This window comes from Microbacterium sp. LWO14-1.2 (assembly GCF_038397715.1).
Classification (GTDB): domain Bacteria; phylum Actinomycetota; class Actinomycetes; order Actinomycetales; family Microbacteriaceae; genus Microbacterium.
Genome location: NZ_CP151633.1, coordinates 3,240,555 through 3,257,230, shown reverse-complemented (window position 1 = coordinate 3,257,230; position 16,676 = coordinate 3,240,555). Strand labels below are relative to the sequence as shown.

Here is a 16,676-nt window from a genome sequence, read left to right as displayed (position 1 = left end):
GGCAACTCCCCTATCTTAGCCTGACCCGAGCCGCCTCCGCGAACCGGCTGTCGGCCGGGCGTTGCACAGTGTCGGAGGCTCGGCGTAGCGTCGCTGCATGGCGACGATCACGACCGAACTGGCCACGACCGCTCGGTGGAACGATGTGCAGCATGCGCTGACCGGCGGTGGCGATGGCGCCAGTTGCCAGTGCATCTGGCCGATGCTCCGTAACAAGGATTGGAATCAGACCACCACCCCCGAGCGCACGGATATGTTCCGCGCCGAGGTCGACGCGGGCCCGCCACCGGGCATCATCGCGTACGTCGACGGCGAGGCGGCCGGGTGGATCCGCGTCGGTCCGCGTCCTCCGCAGGCACGTCTCGCGCACACGCGTGCGATCGCTGCGGCGACGAGCGAACCGTTCGAGGACGACTCGGTATGGGCGATCACGTGCTTTGTCGTGCGTCGAGAGCACCGCGGATCGGGACTCAACCGCGAGCTGCTGCGCGCTGCCGTCGCGTTCGCCCGCGACTCCGGCGCGCGCCTGATCGAGGGATACCCCGTCGACACACGCGGCGAGAAGCAGCACAGCAACGAGCTGTTCCACGGCACACTGAGCACGTTCACCGCGCAAGGCTTCTCCGAGCGAGCGGAACTCAAACCGGGTCGCCCTCTCGTCGCACTCGACCTGTCGGCATGATCCGCGCCCTTCCTCCCGGCGCAGGTAGCGTGGACGCATGAGCGACGAGCACCCGACCATCGACGACCCCGAACTCGGCACCCTCAGCCGCGCGACGACCGAGTTGAGCGACGGCACGGTACTCACCCACGACTGGTACGCCGGCACCGTGACGGTCGACGAGGTCGAGCTGGAACTCATGCTCGAGGGAACGACCGCCGACGAAGCGGGCGGGCTCGTCCCGCACGTCCGCGAGACGATCGCCGCCCTCCCCGCATTGCGACGCCTCGCATCGGACGCCGTCGTCACGGCGTTCAGCACCGGCACGCCCGAGCAGGCCGATCTCGACGCCGCAGCATCCGATCTCACCCTGGAGACTATCGAGGCCTCCGCCGACGGAACCGTCGTCCTGCACCTGATCGACACGTGCGGCGAGCACTTCCCCGAGGGATACTGGCCCGCCGTGCACCTCGGCGCTGACGGCCAGATCACGCAGGTGACCGTCGAGTCCTGACCTGCCCCCGCACCTTACGATGAGGAGACCCGCCGGGCGCTCGTCCGTCGACGCGCCTGACCGACCCGCCCCGCTCACCATCCGGAGACCCTGTTCATGGACGCCGCACGCATCGACAGCTGGCTGTGGGCCGTGCGCGTGTACAAGACGCGATCGGCAGCCACGACCGCATGCCGCGCGGGGCACGTGCGCCTGAACGGCGATAAGGTCAAGGCCGCGCAGCACGTCCGCATCGGTGACGAGCTGCGCATCCGCATCGCCGGCTTCGACCGCATCCTGATCGTGCGACAGCTGCTCGTCAAGCGCGTGGGCGCTCCCCTCGCTGCGGCGGCCTACGAGGACCGGACGCCGGAGCGCGAGCCCCAGGCAATGGTCGGCGTGCGCGACCGTGGCGCCGGACGCCCGACGAAGCGCGAGCGGCGGGACATCGACCGTCTGCGCGGACGAGGCGACGAGGATGCCGGTATCTTCGACCTCTGACCGGTTCGCGCTCGAACATTTGTTCTAAACTGGAGGCATGACCCGGCGTACCGACCTCGACCTCGATCTCGAGGAGCGGCAGCGCCTGCTCGACGCCTGGACCGACAAGAGGCGCCGTATCGCCGCCCTCGAGGCGGAAGCGTCCGAGCTCCTGATCGAGCGGATCGCCGTTCACGATGCGGACGTCGCCGAGAACCCCTTCCACCGCGATTCCATCTACCGGTCGATGCTGTCGGAGTATTCGGCTGGCGCGCGCCTCTCGCGCGGAGCCGTCGAGCAGTCGTTCACCGACGCCCGCACACTGTCGCGGGATCTGCCTTCCGTGCGAGCAGCGTTCGCCGCAGGAACGATCACCGTCGCCCACGTGCGCGAGATCGTCCACGCCAGTGCCGTCGTGAGTGACGCAGTACACAGCCGACGAGTGGATGCCGAGACGCTCGCCCTCTTCGAGGCCGCGGTGCTCGTGGTCGCCGAGCAGGACACAGCCGCCCGCACGCGCGCCCATGCAAGGCAGGTCGCGTCGGCCCTCGCCGGCGAGACGGTCGTCGAACGCCACCGGCGCGCGAAAGACGAGCGCTGCGTCAGCGTGCGTTCGGTCGACGACGGGCTGGCTCTGCTGACAGCGGTTCTCCCTGAGTGGATCGCCGTCGCGATCGCCGATCGGCTCACCCGTCTGGCACGCGAGATCGTCCGTGGCCGCGACAACCGCGAACCGGTGCTGCCTGTGCTCGAGCCCGCGACCGACGGTATCGACGCCGACGAGCTCTCCCCCGACGACCCGCGACTCGAGTCCTACGAGCAAGGCGTCATCCACGGCGAAGGCGGCACATTCACGACCGACCCGCTCGGAGCATTCACCGACCCCCTGACCGACCCCACCAGCACGGCGATCGAGCACCTTCCCTCCGACGAGCGGACGCTCGATCAGATCCGTGCCGACCTTCTCGCCGATCTTCTCCTGGCGGCGATTCCGAGTGACGCGCTCGGGTCGGGTCTCGATGCCGTCCACCCTCGGATCCAGGTCACGGTCGCCGCGAACACCCTCGCCGGCGCCGACGACCGCCCCGCAGAGCTCGACGGATACGGTCCGCTCGACCCCGACATCGCCCGAGCGCTGGCGGGACGCCACACCGGCTGGTCGCGTCTCTTCCTCGATCCCGCCGGCCTCGTCGTCGAGACCGACACCTACACGCCGACGGAAGCGATGCGACGATTCCTCCGGGCACGCGATCAGCACTGTCGATTCCCAGGGTGTCGGATGCCGGTGCACCGGTGCGAGATCGATCACAACCACGATCATGCCCGCGGTGGTCGCACGCGCCTCGACAACCTCAGTCACTTCTGCACGACCCACCATTCGCTGAAGCACCCCGATATCGATGATCGGCATCGGTGGACGGCGCAGCAGGGCCCGGGCGGCGAGGTCACCTGGACGAGCCCGCTCGGTCGCCAGTACACCGATCCGCCGCGACGCCGGGTGATGTTCGTGTGAGCGGCTCTCAGCAGGAGCGACCGGTTCTCAGCGGGCGCCGTCGGCTCTTAGCAGGAGCGGCCCGTTCCCAGCGGGCGCCGTCGGCTTTCAGCAGGAGCGGCCCGTTCTCACCGGGAGCCGCTCACTCTCACCGGGAGCCGCAGAGCGTCACCGCGCGTCGAGCACGCCGCGGAGCCAGCCCGCAGAGCGCACCTGCGCCGCTCCGGCGGCCGACACCCGCTCCCGCAGCTCACGGTCGCTCGTCACCGCCACCACGTACTCCCCCCGCGCGACCCGTCGCTCCACCTCGGCGACGATCGCATCATCGCCCGCCGCCTCGGCCGCGACGACCGACACGATACCCGCGGGCAGGAGGGCGTCGGACTCATCCACGTCGGGGGCGTCCATACCTCGGGCAGCACCCTCCACGACGAACGCGACGGGAGGGAACCACGACGTGCCGCCGAGATCGAGATCGTCGGCACCCACCGCCAACCCGTTCAGTTCGTCAGCAAGCCGGGTCGCCGCACCGGCGCGGTCCTTCCACCAACCGTCCGGCACCGAGCCCACCACGTTCGCCGCATCGACGACCACGGACGGGCGGACATCGAGAAGCCTGCGCAAGATCGGCCACGCGTTACCGAAACCCGGGTGCAACGGCCGCGACGACACCTCGTCGAGCGGCACCCACTCCAGCGCGACGCTCTCCGGGTCGCTGATCACCGGTTCGAAAGGCTCGACGACATCAGCGACGACGGTCGTGTACGACCAGATTCCGAGGTCGAGCACGCTCGTGAACCTCGGACGCACCGAGGCATCCGGCACCCCGGCTTCCTCTTGCGCTTCCCGCACCGCGCCGAGGATCGCACTCTCCCCCTCGTGCAGCGCGCCACCGGGCAGACCCCAGGTGCCCCCGAAGTGGCTCCAGGCCACTCGGTGCTGCAGCAGAATGCCCCGCTCGGCATCCACGGCGAGCAGTCCTGCGGCACCGAAGCGACCCCAGTACTTCTCCCCGGTCGGGGCCACGACCCAGGCGTCACCGGGATTGCGAGGCCCGTCCGGGCGACGCGGTTCGCCGGCGGCAGGAGGAACGACAGTCACCCCCTCAGCCTTTCACAGCATCCGGGCATCGGCACTCGCGCCGGTCACATGCGGGAACAGCGACGGGCCGCCCGCGGGAAGCGGACGGCCCGTCGAGGCTCGATGATCAGCGCTGGCGCTTCTCGCGGACGCGCATGTTGACGACGATGGGCGTTCCCTCGAACTCGTACAGCTCGCGGAGGCGACGCTGGATGAAGCGACGGTACCCGGGGTCGAGGAATCCGGTCGTGAACAGCACGAACGTCGGCGGGCGGGTCGACGCCTGCGTCCCGAAGAGGATGCGCGGCTGCTTGCCGCCGCGCAGCGGGTGCGGGTGCTCGGCCACGAGCTCGGCGAGGAAGGCGTTGAACTTACCCGTGGGGATGCGGCGATCCCAGTTCTCCAGAGCGGTTTCGAGCGCCGGCACGAGCTTGTCGAGGTGACGACCGGTCTTCGCCGAGATGTTCACCCGCGGGGCCCAGGCGACGTGCGCGAGGTCCTGCTCGATCTCGCGCTCGAGGTACCGACGGCGGTCGGCGTTCTCGAGGTCGAGGTCGTTCAGACGGTCCCACTTGTTGAACGCGAGCACGAGGGCACGGCCCGACTCGAGCACGAGGTCGATGATGCGCACGTCCTGCTCGCTGATCGTCTCCGACACATCGAGCACGACGACCGCGACCTCGGCCTTCTCGAGCGCGGCGGAGGTCCGCAGCGACGCGTAGAAGTCGGCACCCTGCGCCATGTGCACTCGGCGACGGATACCGGCGGTGTCGACGAGCGTCCACAGCTTGCCGCCGAGCTCGACGATCTCGTCGACCGGGTCGCGCGTGGTGCCGGCGAGGTCGTTCACGACCACGCGCTCCTCGCCCGCAGCCTTGTTCAGCAGCGAGGACTTGCCGACGTTCGGACGCCCGAGGATGGCGACGCGGCGCGGGCCGCCGATCTCCGCCTTCGCGACAGCCGAGACGTCCGGCAGCTTCTTCAGCACGGCGTCCAGCAGGTCGGCGACGCCGCGACCGTGGATCGCCGAGACCGGATGCGGCTCGCCGAGACCGAGGTTCCACAGCGCGGCGGCCTCGGGCTCCTGGCGGCTGTCGTCGATCTTGTTGGCGACGAGGAAGACCGGCTTGCCGCTCTTGCGCAGCAGCTTCACGACGTGCTCGTCGGTGGAGGTGGCGCCGACCATCGCGTCGACGACGAAGAGAACGACGTCCGACAGGTCGATGGCGACCTCGGCCTGCGCGGCCACGGAACGGTCGATGCCCTTCGCGTCGGGCTCCCACCCGCCGGTGTCCACGAGTGTGAAGCGACGGTCGTTCCACTCGGCCTTGTACGTGACGCGGTCGCGCGTGACACCAGGGGTGTCCTCCACGACGGCCTCACGGCGACCGAGGATGCGGTTCACGAGCGCGGACTTGCCGACGTTCGGGCGCCCCACGATCGCCACGACGGGCAACGCGGGCAGGAACTGGATGCCGTCCTCGCCGAGCGCCACACCGGCGAGGAGCGCGGCATCCTCGTCGTCGAGCTCGTAGTCGGCGAGACCGGCGCGCAGAGTCTCCGCGCGCTGTTCGGCCAGCTCCTCGTCGAGTGCGTCCATCTTCTCGGCGAGCTGGTCGGGGCCGCCTTCGTATTCGTCGTCAGCCACGGTGTGCTCCTCGGAGTCGTTCGATCACCGCGAGTACGGCGTCGATGGTCTGGGGGAAATCGAGCGCGGTCGAGTCGACGACCTCGACGCCGTCCGCGGCGTTGAGGAAGTCGACGACCGCACTGTCTGAGGCGTCGCGCTTGTGCAGCGCCTCGGCGACGGCCTGGGCGTTCTCGCCCGCGAGCTCACCGGCGCGGCGCGCTGCACGCACCTCGGGCGCGGCGGTGAGCAGGATCCGAACAGGGGCGTCGGGCGCGACGACGGTGGTGATGTCACGGCCCTCCACGACGACGGCCGGGTAGGGGGCCTCGGCGACGAGCGTGCGGAACAGGCGGTTGACCTGCTCGCGCACCTCGGGCACGCGCGCGACACCGCTCACGGCACCGGAGACCCGCGACTCCCTGATCGCGTCGGTGACGTCGGCATCGCCGACGAGCACCGTACGGTCGTCGGGGTCGAGCCCCAGCCGGACCGGGAAGTCGGATGCTGCGACGCGCACCGAATCCGCATCGTCGGTGTCCGCACCGCGGTCGAGGACGTGCCAGGCGAGGGCCCGATAGGCCGATCCCGTGTCGAGATAGCCGAAACCGAGCCGTCGAGCGACGGCTTTCGAGACACTCGACTTGCCGGAACCCGCGGGCCCGTCGATCGCGATGAAGTCAGTCATTGGTCGCCCCTGCAATCCGCCAGCCGCGTTCCTGGAGTCCGGTGATCGCACCGTGCAGCGCCGCAGGGTCGACGCTGATCTCGGCGAGGCCGAACTGCGCACCAGGCGAGTGCTCGAGGCGCAGATCCTCGACGTTGACACCGAGCTCGCCCAGTTCTCCGAACAGTCGCCCGAGCTGGCCGGCGGTGTCGTCGACCATGACGACGAGGCTCTCGAAGCGATGGTTCTGGCCATGCTTGCCCGGCAGGCGCTCGACACCGTCGTTCCCCTGCTTGATCGTCTCCGCGACCACCCGCCGTGCACCGGGGGCGTCCGGAGCCCGCAGCGCATCCGACACCTCGCGGAGGTCGTCTGCCAGCGCGTCGAGGATCTCCACGACCGGTCCGGCGTTCGCGCCGAGGATCTGCACCCACAGCTCGGGCGCGGATGCCGCGATGCGCGTCGTGTCGCGCACGCCCTGACCCGACAGACGCAGCGCGCCCTCGTCGGCGACGGCGAGCCGCGCGGCGAGCAGGCTCGCGACGACCTGCGGCACGTGCGATGTGAGCGCGACCGACCGGTCGTGCTCCTCCGGTGTCATCTCGAGAGGCATGGCGCCGACGTCCAAAGCGAGAGCCTCGACGAGAGCGAGGTCGGAGGCCTTCGTGTCCCCGTCTCGGCAGACGACCCACGGTCGCCCGATGAACAGGTCGGCTCGCGCGGAGATCGCTCCGCCGCGCTCCCGACCGGCGAGCGGGTGGGAGCCGATGTAGCGGGTGATGTCGACGCCGCGCTTCTGCAGGGCGGCGAACGGCTCCAGCTTCACGCTCGCGACATCCGTGACCACGGCCTCGGGGAACCGTGCGAGTTCCGCCTCGATCACATCCGCAGTGACGTCGGGCGGTACAGCCACCACGACGAGCGCGGGGGTGTCGGCATCCGTCGCAGCCCGACCGGCGCCGTAGTCGATCGCGAGACGCAGCTGAGCCGGAGACGTGTCGGCGAGCACGACGTCGACGCCCTTCGCCCGGAGGGCGTGCCCGATGCTCGCGCCGAGCAGGCCGGCGCCGACGATGCGCACGGTGCCCGACAGACGGGTCGCGACGCGCGGCGCGGACACGCCGGTCGTCGGCGCCCCGCCGGGCGCACTCGTCGTCTCGGTCACTCGTTCTCCTGCTGCTCGCCTGGCGCCGCGGCGACACCGGAATCACGGCGCGCCAGAGTCAGCAGCGCACCGAGTTCGATTTTAGTCAGTTCACGCGTGCGGCCGGCCGGGAGGGTTCCCAGGTGCAGCGGGCCGAACTGGCGGCGAACGAGCTCGGTGACGGGATGTCCCACTGCCGCCATCATGCGACGCACGATCCGGTTGCGACCGGAGTGCAGGGTGAGCTCGACGAGGCTCGACCCGCGGGAGGTGTCCAGGAGCCGCGCCTTGTCGGCGACGATCGGACCGTCCTCCAGCTCGATCCCCTTCGTGAGCTTCGAGATCGTCTGCGCAGTGACCGCTCCGTCGACCTTGGCGATGTACACCTTGGTGACGCCGAACGACGGGTGCGCGAGGACGTGGGCGAGCTCGCCGTCGTTCGTGAGCACGAGCAGACCGCTGGTCTCGGCGTCGAGGCGGCCGACGTTGTACAGGCGCTCCTCGAAGTCCTTCGTGAAACGGCGGAGGTCGGGGCGGCCGCTCTCGTCGCGCATGCTGCTGACGACACCCGTCGGCTTGTTGAGCATGACGTAGCGCTTGGACACATCGAGCTGCACGGCCGTCCCGTCGACGTCGACGAGATCGGTCTCCGGGTCGATGCGCGTTCCCAGCTCGGTCACGGCGCGGCCGTTCACACGGATCCGCCCCTCGACGATGTACTGCTCCACGACCCGGCGGGATGCGACCCCCGCCGCGGCGAGCACCTTCTGCAGTCGGACACCTTCGGGTGCGCTGTCGGGGGAAAAGCCGGTCATCGGACCACTCCTTCATCGGAACAGGATCGTGCGCTGCCGCGGTCGCCGGCGGAGATACGGTGCCTGCTCACCGGACCACTCCTTCATCGAAACCATCGGCGCCGTCGTCGAGCAGCGGCGAGATCGGGGGCAGCTCGTCGAGCGAGTTGATCCCGAGGTGCTGCAGCAGCGCGTCGGTGGTGCCGTAGTTGATCGCGCCCGTCTCCGAGTCGGCGAAGAGCTCGGTGATCAGTCCTCGTGCGAGGAGCGTGCGCACGACCGAATCGACGTTGACGGCCCGGATCGACGCCACCTGGCTGCGCGTGACGGGCTGCTTGTAGGCGATGACCGCGAGGGTCTCGAGAGCCGCCTGCGACAGCCGTGCGGGTGCCTGACCGCCGACGAACTCGGCGACGAGGGAGTCGTGGTCTTCGCGCACGTACAGACGCCAGCCACCGCCCACCTCGCGCAGCTCGAAGCCGCGCCGCGGACCGGCACCCCGGCCGTCGTAGTCCTCGACCAGCGCCTCGATCGTCTGTCGTACGGCCGGCACGGGCGATCCGACGGCCGCAGCCAGGGCGACCAGGCCGATGGGCTCGTCGATGATCAGCAGAATCGCCTCGATCCGCTCGGCCAGCGGAGTCTCGGTGGGAGCCGTCCGGTCCACCGCCTCCTGCTCGGCCGGTGCGGTCAGGTCATCGGTCATAGTCGGCCCCCAGGCTCGCGAGTGTCTCGTCCGACCAGGAGTCGGCGGCCCAGCGCAGCGTCAGCTCGCCGAGCGGTTCCAGTTGTTCGAAGCTCAGCGCAGCGTGCCGGTACAGCTCCAGCACGGAGATGAACCGGGCCACGACGATGCCCGGCTCGCGGATGCCGGACACCAGCTCGCGGAAGCTCAGCGACTCCGCGCCGCGCAGCAGCGTGACGACGATCGCCGCCTGTTCGCGGATGCTGACGAGCGGAGCATGCAGATGGTCGAGGCCGACGTGCGGGATCTCCTTCGGCGCGAAGGCCAGCAGAGCGAGAGCCGCGAAGTCGTCGACGCTCAGCGACCACACGAGCTCGGGGGTCTGCGTGCGGTGCTTCTCGTCGAGCCTGACCGCCCTGACGTGCCGGCGATCCTCCCGCTGCAGGCAGCGCGCGAACCAGGCCGACACCTCCTTGAAGGCGCGGTACTGCAGCAGCCGCGCGAACAGCAGGTCGCGCGCTTCGAGGAGCGCCACGGCCTCGGCATCCACCAGCTCTCCCTGAGGGAGGAGTCCGGCGACCTTCATGTCGAGGAGGGTGGCTGCGACGACGAGGAACTCCGATGCCTGATCGAGTTCCTCGTCGTCGTCGAGGTGCTGCAGGTAGGCGATGAACTCGTTCGTGACGGCGCTCAGCGAGACCTCGGTGATGTCCATCTCGTGCTTCGAGATGAGGTTCAGCAGCAGGTCGAACGGTCCGTCGAAGTTCGACAGCGAGACCCGGAACCCTGCCTCGGACTCGGCCGACGGCGTCTCGGATGCCGCGGCTGTCGCCTCGTCCGACTCGACGGACGCGAGCGTCTCGGGGGTCTCGTCAGGCGACGGCGCCACGGGCGACCAGCTCCCGCGCCAGCCGCAGGTACGCCTGGGCGGCGGCGTGCTCCGGAGCGAACTCGGTGATGGGGACGCCGGAGACGGACGCGTCGGGGAACTTGACGGTTCGACCGATGACGGTCTCGAGCACGTCGTCGCCGAACGCCTCGACCACACGCTCCAGCACCTCGCGCGAGTGCAGCGTGCGCGGGTCGTACATCGTCGCGAGCAGTCCGTCCATGGTGATGGAGGGGTTCAGACGGTCGCGCACCTTGTCGATCGTCTCGATCAGCAGAGCGACGCCGCGAAGCGCGAAGAACTCGCACTCGAGCGGGATGATGACGCCGTGAGCGGCGGTCAACGCGTTCACCGTCAGCAGCCCGAGAGACGGCTGGCAGTCGATGAGGATGACGTCGTACTCCCCCGCGACCTGACGCAGCACCCGCGCGAGGATCGTCTCGCGGGCGACCTCGTTGACGAGGTGCACCTCCGCGGCAGAGAGGTCGATGTTCGCGGGCATCACGTCGAGGCCGTCGACGCTCGTGTGCACGATCGCCTCATGCGCATCGCGCTTGGTGTCGAGAAGCAGATCGTAGATCGTCGTCACGTCGTGCGTCTGGATGCCGAGACCCGCCGACAGGGCGCCCTGCGGGTCGAAGTCGACGGCGAGCACCTTGCGGCCGTACTCCGCCAGGGCTGCGGCGAGGTTGATCGACGTCGTGGTCTTGCCCACGCCGCCCTTCTGGTTGCAGAGGGCGATGATCCGAGCCGGTCCGTGCGAGGCCAGCGGCTCAGGGGTGGGGAACCCGTGATACGGCCGGCCGGTCGGTCCGAGGGGTGTCTCGTCGGCCTTCCGTGCCTTCGCCCTGGACTTCGCCGCTTTCTCCGCCACCGCTTCTCCTGCTCCCTCGTGCTTGGTCGATTGTAGCGGCAGGCGTGCGGCGGAGCCCCCTCGCCGCGCGGCGAGCGGGCCGAAGGACCCTGTCGATGCCCCGATCACCCGCCCCGCAGAGCTGCGACCGGTTCGATCCGCGCGGCGCGCCGAGCGGGGTACCAGCCCGACCCCCAGCCGACCAGAGCGCCGAGGAATGCTCCCGCGACGGCGACCAGCGGATCCGTGACCGGCGTCCAGCCCTGCACCGCGGCGACGACGATCACCGCGACCACCCCGAGAGCGGACCCGATCAGACCGCCGATGAACCCGATGACGATCGACTCGACCATGAACTGCGCGCCGATCTGACGCCGGGTCGCACCGAGCGCGCGACGCAGGCCGATCTCCCCGATCCGCTCCATGACCGACAGCAGGGTGACGTTCGCGATGCCGAGACCTCCGGCGAGGAGGGCGATGACTCCGAGGATGAGGAACACGACGTTGACGTCCGCCTGGACGCTCTGGCTGAGATCGGACGATCCGGACGGCGCGCGGGCTTCGAGGCTCTCCGGGTCGTCGGGCGCGAGCGCCAGCACGCTCTGCTCGGCGACCTGCGGTCCCGCGCCGACGTCGATCCTGATGTCGAGCTCCGACGGCGCTTCGAGCCCGAAGTCGGCTCTGGCCGAACCGGTCGGGATGATCACGGCATCCAGGAGCTCGCTGCGCCGGTCCATGCCGTCGACGATCCCGACGACCGCGTACGCCACGCCCGCGATGAAGACGGAGGGCTGCGAGTCGACGCGGTTGATGCCCATGCGCTCTGCGAGACGGCTGCCGAGCACGGCGACGCGGTCGGCTCGCTGATCGTGACCGCGGTCGAAGAACCGCCCGGTGACGAGCCCGCCCTCCGCGGTGTCGAGCAGTTCGGCGGATGCCGAGAACAGACGAGGCGAGGCGACGGCTGCGGCCGCCGGGTCGTTGACGGGCACGGCAGTGATCGTCTCGCCCTCCGCGAGCTCCACCTCGCCGAGCAGTGTCGCGCTCTCGACACCGGCCAGCAGTTCGACGCGGTCGGGCGAGTCCCAGGGCAGACGCCCCGCGGCCACGCTCTTGTTCTGCGACCCCGACTGCGCCTCGGTCGCCTGCACGACCACACGGGTCGCGGCTGCGCCGTCGAACTGGCTCGCGATCTGAGCCGCCGCCGTCTGCGCGAATCCGATGGTCGCGACGAGCGAGGCAATGCCGAGCACGGTGCCCAGGATCGTCATGACGAGCCGCGCCGGGCGCGAACCGATGTCGGAAGTGGCCTCGGCGACCAAATCCTGGAACGTGAAGCGGTCCGCGTGAGCCACCCCGGCGACGAGGGAGGTCGGTCCGTCTTCGACGGCGGGCTCCGCGGCGTCGTGCGCCGGCCGTCTGCGCCATGGCATCCGGATCACAGTTCGCTCAATCGGCCGTCGGCGATGCGGATGCAGCGGCGTGCCCGCCGCGCGACCCCGTCGTCGTGCGTGATGACCACGAGCGTGAGTCCGTCGTCGTTGAGCTCTTCGAACAGCGACATCACCTCTCCCGAGGTCCGCTGATCGAGGTTGCCGGTGGGCTCGTCGGCGAGAAGGAGCCGTGGCCCGCTGACGACGGCCCTCGCCACGGCGACACGCTGCCGTTCGCCACCGGACAGAGAGTTCGGCAGGAAGTCGACCCGATGACCGAGACCCACTCTCTGCAGGGCGTCCTGTGCCCTGGACTCGCGCTCGCGACGCGGAACCCCGCTGTACAGCATGGGCATCAGCACGTTGTCGAGCACGCTGCGGCGCGGCAGCAGGTGGAACGACTGGAACACGAACCCGATGAAGCGCGCACGCACGGCGGCTCTCTCGTCGTCCGACAGATCTCCCGTGAGCGAGCCGGCCAGACGGTACTCGCCGACGCTGGGACGGTCGAGGAGTCCGAGGATGTTCAACATCGTCGACTTGCCTGAGCCGCTGGGCCCGACGATCGAGAGATAGTCGCCCGGAGCGATCGAGAGCGTGGCTCCCTTGAGCGCCTGCACCTCCGGTGGGCCGGGAAACGACCTCGTGACGTCTCTGAGCTCGACGAGCGGCCCGGCCTGCACGGCATCCGGCGCCGCCGACGCGGGCTCGGTGAGCGACGTCACTCTCCGACCACCACGAGCTCGCCCTCTTCGAGGTCGCCGTCGACGGGCGTCACCTCCACCGCGCCCTTGGCCGCGAGTCCTGTCTCCACGACGACGAGGCGCGTCTTGGCGTCCTCCCCGTCACGGGGATCGGACTCGACGACCTGCACGCGGGACTCCCCGCCCGGGCCGGCGGTGAGGGCTGCGAGCGGCACGGAGAGCACGTCGCCGTCGGTCGCGCCCACGGCGATCCGCACCCGCACGTTGCTGTCCTGCAGCGCGGTGATCTGCTCCGGCGTGAGCGGATCCGGTTCGAACAGCACCTCCCATCGCGCCTTGCTGTCTTTGCCGGGCTTGAGCTCCGACACGACCGCGCGGTGCTCGGTGCCGTCCGGCAGCTCGAAGATCCCCTCGGAGCCGACCTGGAGCAGCCGGGCGTCCGCCTCGGCAGCCGCGCCCGTCAGTCGAACGGTCGCACCGGAGACCGTCATCACCGGACCCGAGATCGTCGTGCCGCGCTTGACCTCGACAGCGTCGACGCGACGCGGGAGCTCTGTGAGGAAGAGCACCTCGCTGGAGGGCAGATACGGGAGCACGCTCTGCCGAGCGCTCTCGAGAGCCTGATTCGCGGAGTCGACCTGTGCCCGTGCCGCGTCCAGCGCGGCCCTCTCGGCACCGGTGTTCTTCGCGGCCCACAGCTGATCGCGCTCCAGACGGGCTGTCTGCAGATCCCACTCCGCCTGCTGGACGGTCGGCGCCCCTTCGACGCCGTTCCGTGCGTCGGCCAGCGCCTGCTCGGCCTTGGCGACGGCGACATCGGCCTGGAAGCTCTCGACCTTCGACGGCCCCGCGCCTGCTGCGGTGAGCTCCTGCTGGGCACGGGAGACCTCGCTCTTGGCCGAGCGCACACCCTCCTCGGCGGACCGCACGGCATCCTCCGCCCCCTCCTCGGGGGCGGGCAGCGGGTACCCCGCCTGCGCGTAGAGCTGGCCGACCGCGTTGGCCGTCGCCTGGTCGAAGAGGTTCGATGACACGTCTCCGGCATCGATGCCCACGCTGACGAGGGCCTGCTTCAGCTGCAGCACGTCCGGACCGGACACGCCGACGCGGAGCGTCCGGTACGAGGGCAGCTCGCCGGGGAGCACGATCACGGGCCGGCCCTCGATCTCGAGGGCGATGGACAGCGGGGACAGGGTGGCGCCGACTTCGGGAACGGCCCCGGTCACGACGCTCCCTCCCCCGGTGGTGTCGATGGTGACCTCGACGGCGTCTGCGTACCCGACGTCCGCACGCAGGGTGACGTCGTTGCTCAGCGGACCGAACTCGACCGGCACGGTGACCAGGCCGGGATCAGGCGCCTCGCTCGCCTGCGCCGGCGCGATCAGGAAGCGACCGACGAGGAGGCCGGCGACCAGGCTGACCACCGCGCACAGCGCGACGATCCACAGGGTCCGGTTGCCCCGGAGGATGCGGCCCCATCCACTCACCCGGGATGTCGCCGCGGCCCCGCCGCCGTCCTCGGCAACGAGGTCGTCGTGCTCGGGAAGGAGCTCTGCAGGCAGTTCGGTCGTCGGAGTCTCGTCGTCCCTCATGTCAGTTGTTCTGCTCGGCCGCGGCCTTGAACGCCTCGAGGTCCGCCTTGTTCTCCGCGATGAACTTCTCCTCCAGCGCGAACTGGATCTTCAGGGACTCGGCCGTGTACGACGTCTTCGTGCGGCACTCGAGGTCGACGAGAGCGAGCTCGATCTCGCGCTCGCCGAGCGCCTTCATCTCAGGGCTCGACGACGGGTCGACGAAGTCGGGCGACTCCGTGTCCACCTCGGTGGACCCGTCGCCGTACGCCTCGTCGTAGATCTTGCTCGACTCGTCGGCGATGGACTGCTGGGCGTCCATCTGCGCCGAGAATCCCGGCTCTCCCCCGTCGTCCATGCACGACGACCACGCGGCGTTGAGCTCCTTGAACTCGGGCGACTCCTGCGTGGAGCTCCAGAGCTTCTCCATCTTCTTGCGGAGGTCGGCGAACTCGTCCGCCTGCCACGGGTCCTCACCCTGCTGCTCGTGCTGGGCCCACCCCTGGCACCCCGCGTCCTCCCAGTTGTACTCGAAGCTGCCGTCCTCGGCGAGCTCGTCCTCCTCCGGCGGCACGCCGTAGGCGGTCTCGTAGTAGGCGGTCTGCTCCGACTCCGACAGCGATTCGATGTACTCCTGGTTCGGGTCGACGTACTCCTCCGCGGTGCCCTCGTCTGCGTTCTCGGAGTAGGGGCTGTTGACGATGCCATAGCCGTACTTCTCGACCCACTCCTTCTTCTCGGGCTCCCACTCGATGTCTTCGACCGAGACGGAGGTGCCCGTGTTCTGCACGTTGGGCTTGTACTCGAAACCCTCCTCAGCCATGCACTCGGCCATGAGCTCCTCCTGGGCGCGCTGCTGCTCCTCCCACTTCTTCTGCTGCTCTTCCTCGGAGAGGTCGCCGCCGTAGGCGGACGAGAGGTACTGCCCCAGTGGCGAGTCCTCGTAGCTGAGTTCGTCTGCGGACGGGCCTGCGCATCCGGTCAGGGTGAGCGCCAGGGCGGTCGCGGCGATTCCCGCCGCGAGAGGACCGGTGGTACGCATGTCTTGCTCCTTCGTCGGCCGACCGGTGGTCGGAGGTCTCGGGCAAGCATAGGGAAGTCGGACGAATCCTCGCGTCCCCCAAATGGATGACGTGGATAACTCTGCGGACTGACGACAGCCGTCGAAAGAGCGGGATCCGACACCCGCATCCGAGACGCTCAGCGCGCTCGCGGATGCGAGGTCGCGTAGACGTCGCGCAGCGTGTCCACGGACACGTGGGTGTAGATCTGCGTCGTGGCGACCGAGGCGTGTCCGAGCAGTTCCTGGACCACGCGGACGTCGGCGCCGCCCTGCAGCAGGTGGGTCGCGAACGAGTGCCGGAGCGTGTGCGGCGACACCTCGGACGTGATCTGCGCGCGCTCGGCGGCATCCCGGATCACGAGCCAGGCGCTCTGACGCGAGAGGGGCGCCCCGCGGGCGCCGAGGAACAGCCGCGCCGACGCCCGCCCCTTGGCCGCGAGACCGGGGCGCACGCGCGTGAGGTACGCGTCGACGGCCGCGCGCGCATACGAGCCGACGGGCACGATGCGTTCCTTCGAGCCCTTGCCTCGCAGCCGCAGCACGTCGCCGTGCGAGACGTCGTCGACGTCGAGGCCCACCGCTTCCGACACACGAGCGCCGGTGGCGTAGAGCAGCTCGAGCAGTGCACGGTCGCGGATGCCGATCGGCTCCTCGGCCGACGGCGCCGCCAGCAGCCGCTCGACCTGATCGATCGTGAGGGCCTTCGGCAGCCGACGCGGAGCTTTCGGCGGACGGAGGCGGCCGCTCGGATCGTCGTCCTCGATGCCCTCCCGCGCGAGGAAGCGGTGCCAGCCACGCACCGACGACTGGAGTCTCGCGAGGCTCGTGGCCGCCGGTGCGGGCTCACCGGAGGACCGCTCCGCGATGAAGCGCCCGACGACCGCGGGAGTGATCTCCGCCGTGTCGGCGATGCCGTCTGCGGTCAGCCACTCGAGGTATCCGGCGAGATCGCGCCGGTAGGCGGCGATCGTGTGATCGCTCAGACCGCGCTCGATCGTCACATGGCGCAGGTACGAGTCGAGCGCGCGGTCGAGCTGCAT

The 16,676-nt window shown here is 69.8% G+C and carries 17 protein-coding genes; 4 read left to right on the top strand and 13 right to left on the bottom strand.

Features of this window, described 5'->3' with window-relative positions; genetic code table 11:
- Nucleotides 1–97 precede the first annotated feature (97 nt).
- The 4 genes from MRBLWO14_RS15690 (at nucleotide 98) to MRBLWO14_RS15675 (ending at nucleotide 3,147) form a co-directional block, all read left to right on the top strand.
- Nucleotides 98–682: a GNAT family N-acetyltransferase gene (locus MRBLWO14_RS15690; RefSeq protein WP_341934023.1), complete on the top strand. Its 585-nt coding sequence runs from the start codon at nucleotides 98–100 to the stop codon at nucleotides 680–682.
- A 37-nt stretch (nucleotides 683–719) separates the two neighbouring features.
- Nucleotides 720–1,175, top strand: coding sequence for a hypothetical protein (locus MRBLWO14_RS15685; protein ID WP_341934022.1), 456 nt, complete (start codon nucleotides 720–722; stop codon nucleotides 1,173–1,175).
- Between the two features lie 96 nt (nucleotides 1,176–1,271).
- Nucleotides 1,272–1,655, top strand: coding sequence for an RNA-binding S4 domain-containing protein (locus MRBLWO14_RS15680; protein ID WP_341934021.1), 384 nt, complete (start codon nucleotides 1,272–1,274; stop codon nucleotides 1,653–1,655).
- A gap of 37 nt (nucleotides 1,656–1,692) precedes the next feature.
- Nucleotides 1,693–3,147, top strand: coding sequence for a DUF222 domain-containing protein (locus MRBLWO14_RS15675; protein ID WP_341934020.1), 1,455 nt, complete (start codon nucleotides 1,693–1,695; stop codon nucleotides 3,145–3,147).
- Nucleotides 3,148–3,294: 147 nt separating this feature from the next.
- Here the strand turns inward: MRBLWO14_RS15675 and MRBLWO14_RS15670 are convergent, their stop codons facing one another.
- From MRBLWO14_RS15670 to xerD, 13 genes are all read right to left on the bottom strand, one after another.
- On the bottom strand, nucleotides 3,295–4,227 hold the full coding sequence (locus MRBLWO14_RS15670; RefSeq protein WP_341934019.1) for an NUDIX hydrolase: 933 nt from the start codon (nucleotides 4,225–4,227) through the stop codon (nucleotides 3,295–3,297).
- A gap of 106 nt (nucleotides 4,228–4,333) precedes the next feature.
- A complete protein-coding gene (gene der / locus MRBLWO14_RS15665; RefSeq protein ID WP_341936218.1) occupies nucleotides 4,334–5,806 on the bottom strand; it encodes a ribosome biogenesis GTPase Der in 1,473 nt (490 codons plus the stop codon).
- Between the two features lie 40 nt (nucleotides 5,807–5,846).
- Entirely contained in the window at nucleotides 5,847–6,521 is a 675-nt protein-coding gene (gene cmk / locus MRBLWO14_RS15660; protein WP_341934018.1) for a (d)CMP kinase, read from the bottom strand.
- Nucleotides 6,514–7,620 carry a prephenate dehydrogenase gene (locus MRBLWO14_RS15655; protein WP_341936217.1) on the bottom strand — a complete coding sequence of 369 codons (1,107 nt, stop codon included), beginning with the start codon at nucleotides 7,618–7,620 and terminating at the stop codon, nucleotides 6,514–6,516. Before MRBLWO14_RS15655 ends, cmk begins: the two co-directional genes overlap by 8 nt.
- Nucleotides 7,621–7,661: 41 nt before the next feature.
- The gene (locus tag MRBLWO14_RS15650) at nucleotides 7,662–8,459 is read right to left on the bottom strand and encodes a pseudouridine synthase (protein WP_341934017.1); all 798 of its coding nucleotides are present in this window, start codon (nucleotides 8,457–8,459) and stop codon (nucleotides 7,662–7,664) included.
- A 67-nt stretch (nucleotides 8,460–8,526) separates the two neighbouring features.
- Entirely contained in the window at nucleotides 8,527–9,144 is a 618-nt protein-coding gene (gene scpB / locus MRBLWO14_RS15645) for an SMC-Scp complex subunit ScpB (protein WP_341934016.1), read from the bottom strand.
- Nucleotides 9,134–9,895 carry a ScpA family protein gene (locus tag MRBLWO14_RS15640; protein WP_341936216.1) on the bottom strand — a complete coding sequence of 254 codons (762 nt, stop codon included), beginning with the start codon at nucleotides 9,893–9,895 and terminating at the stop codon, nucleotides 9,134–9,136. The genes scpB and MRBLWO14_RS15640 overlap by 11 nt, the downstream gene beginning before the upstream one ends.
- 100 nt (nucleotides 9,896–9,995) lie before the next feature.
- On the bottom strand, nucleotides 9,996–10,886 hold the full coding sequence (locus MRBLWO14_RS15635; protein WP_096715719.1) for a ParA family protein: 891 nt from the start codon (nucleotides 10,884–10,886) through the stop codon (nucleotides 9,996–9,998).
- A 104-nt stretch (nucleotides 10,887–10,990) separates the two neighbouring features.
- The gene (locus MRBLWO14_RS15630; RefSeq protein ID WP_341934015.1) at nucleotides 10,991–12,298 is read right to left on the bottom strand and encodes an ABC transporter permease; all 1,308 of its coding nucleotides are present in this window, start codon (nucleotides 12,296–12,298) and stop codon (nucleotides 10,991–10,993) included.
- 5 nt (nucleotides 12,299–12,303) lie between these two features.
- Nucleotides 12,304–13,023 (bottom strand): ABC transporter ATP-binding protein, encoded by a 720-nt coding sequence (locus MRBLWO14_RS15625; RefSeq protein ID WP_341934014.1) that lies wholly within the window; start codon nucleotides 13,021–13,023, stop codon nucleotides 12,304–12,306.
- A complete protein-coding gene (locus MRBLWO14_RS15620; protein ID WP_341934013.1) occupies nucleotides 13,020–14,594 on the bottom strand; it encodes a hypothetical protein in 1,575 nt (524 codons plus the stop codon). Before MRBLWO14_RS15620 ends, MRBLWO14_RS15625 begins: the two co-directional genes overlap by 4 nt.
- A 1-nt stretch (nucleotide 14,595) precedes the next feature.
- Nucleotides 14,596–15,615, bottom strand: a complete 1,020-nt coding sequence (locus MRBLWO14_RS15615; protein WP_341934012.1) for a hypothetical protein — start codon at nucleotides 15,613–15,615, stop codon at nucleotides 14,596–14,598.
- A gap of 158 nt (nucleotides 15,616–15,773) precedes the next feature.
- On the bottom strand, nucleotides 15,774–16,676 hold the full coding sequence (gene xerD / locus MRBLWO14_RS15610) for a site-specific tyrosine recombinase XerD (protein ID WP_341934011.1): 903 nt from the start codon (nucleotides 16,674–16,676) through the stop codon (nucleotides 15,774–15,776).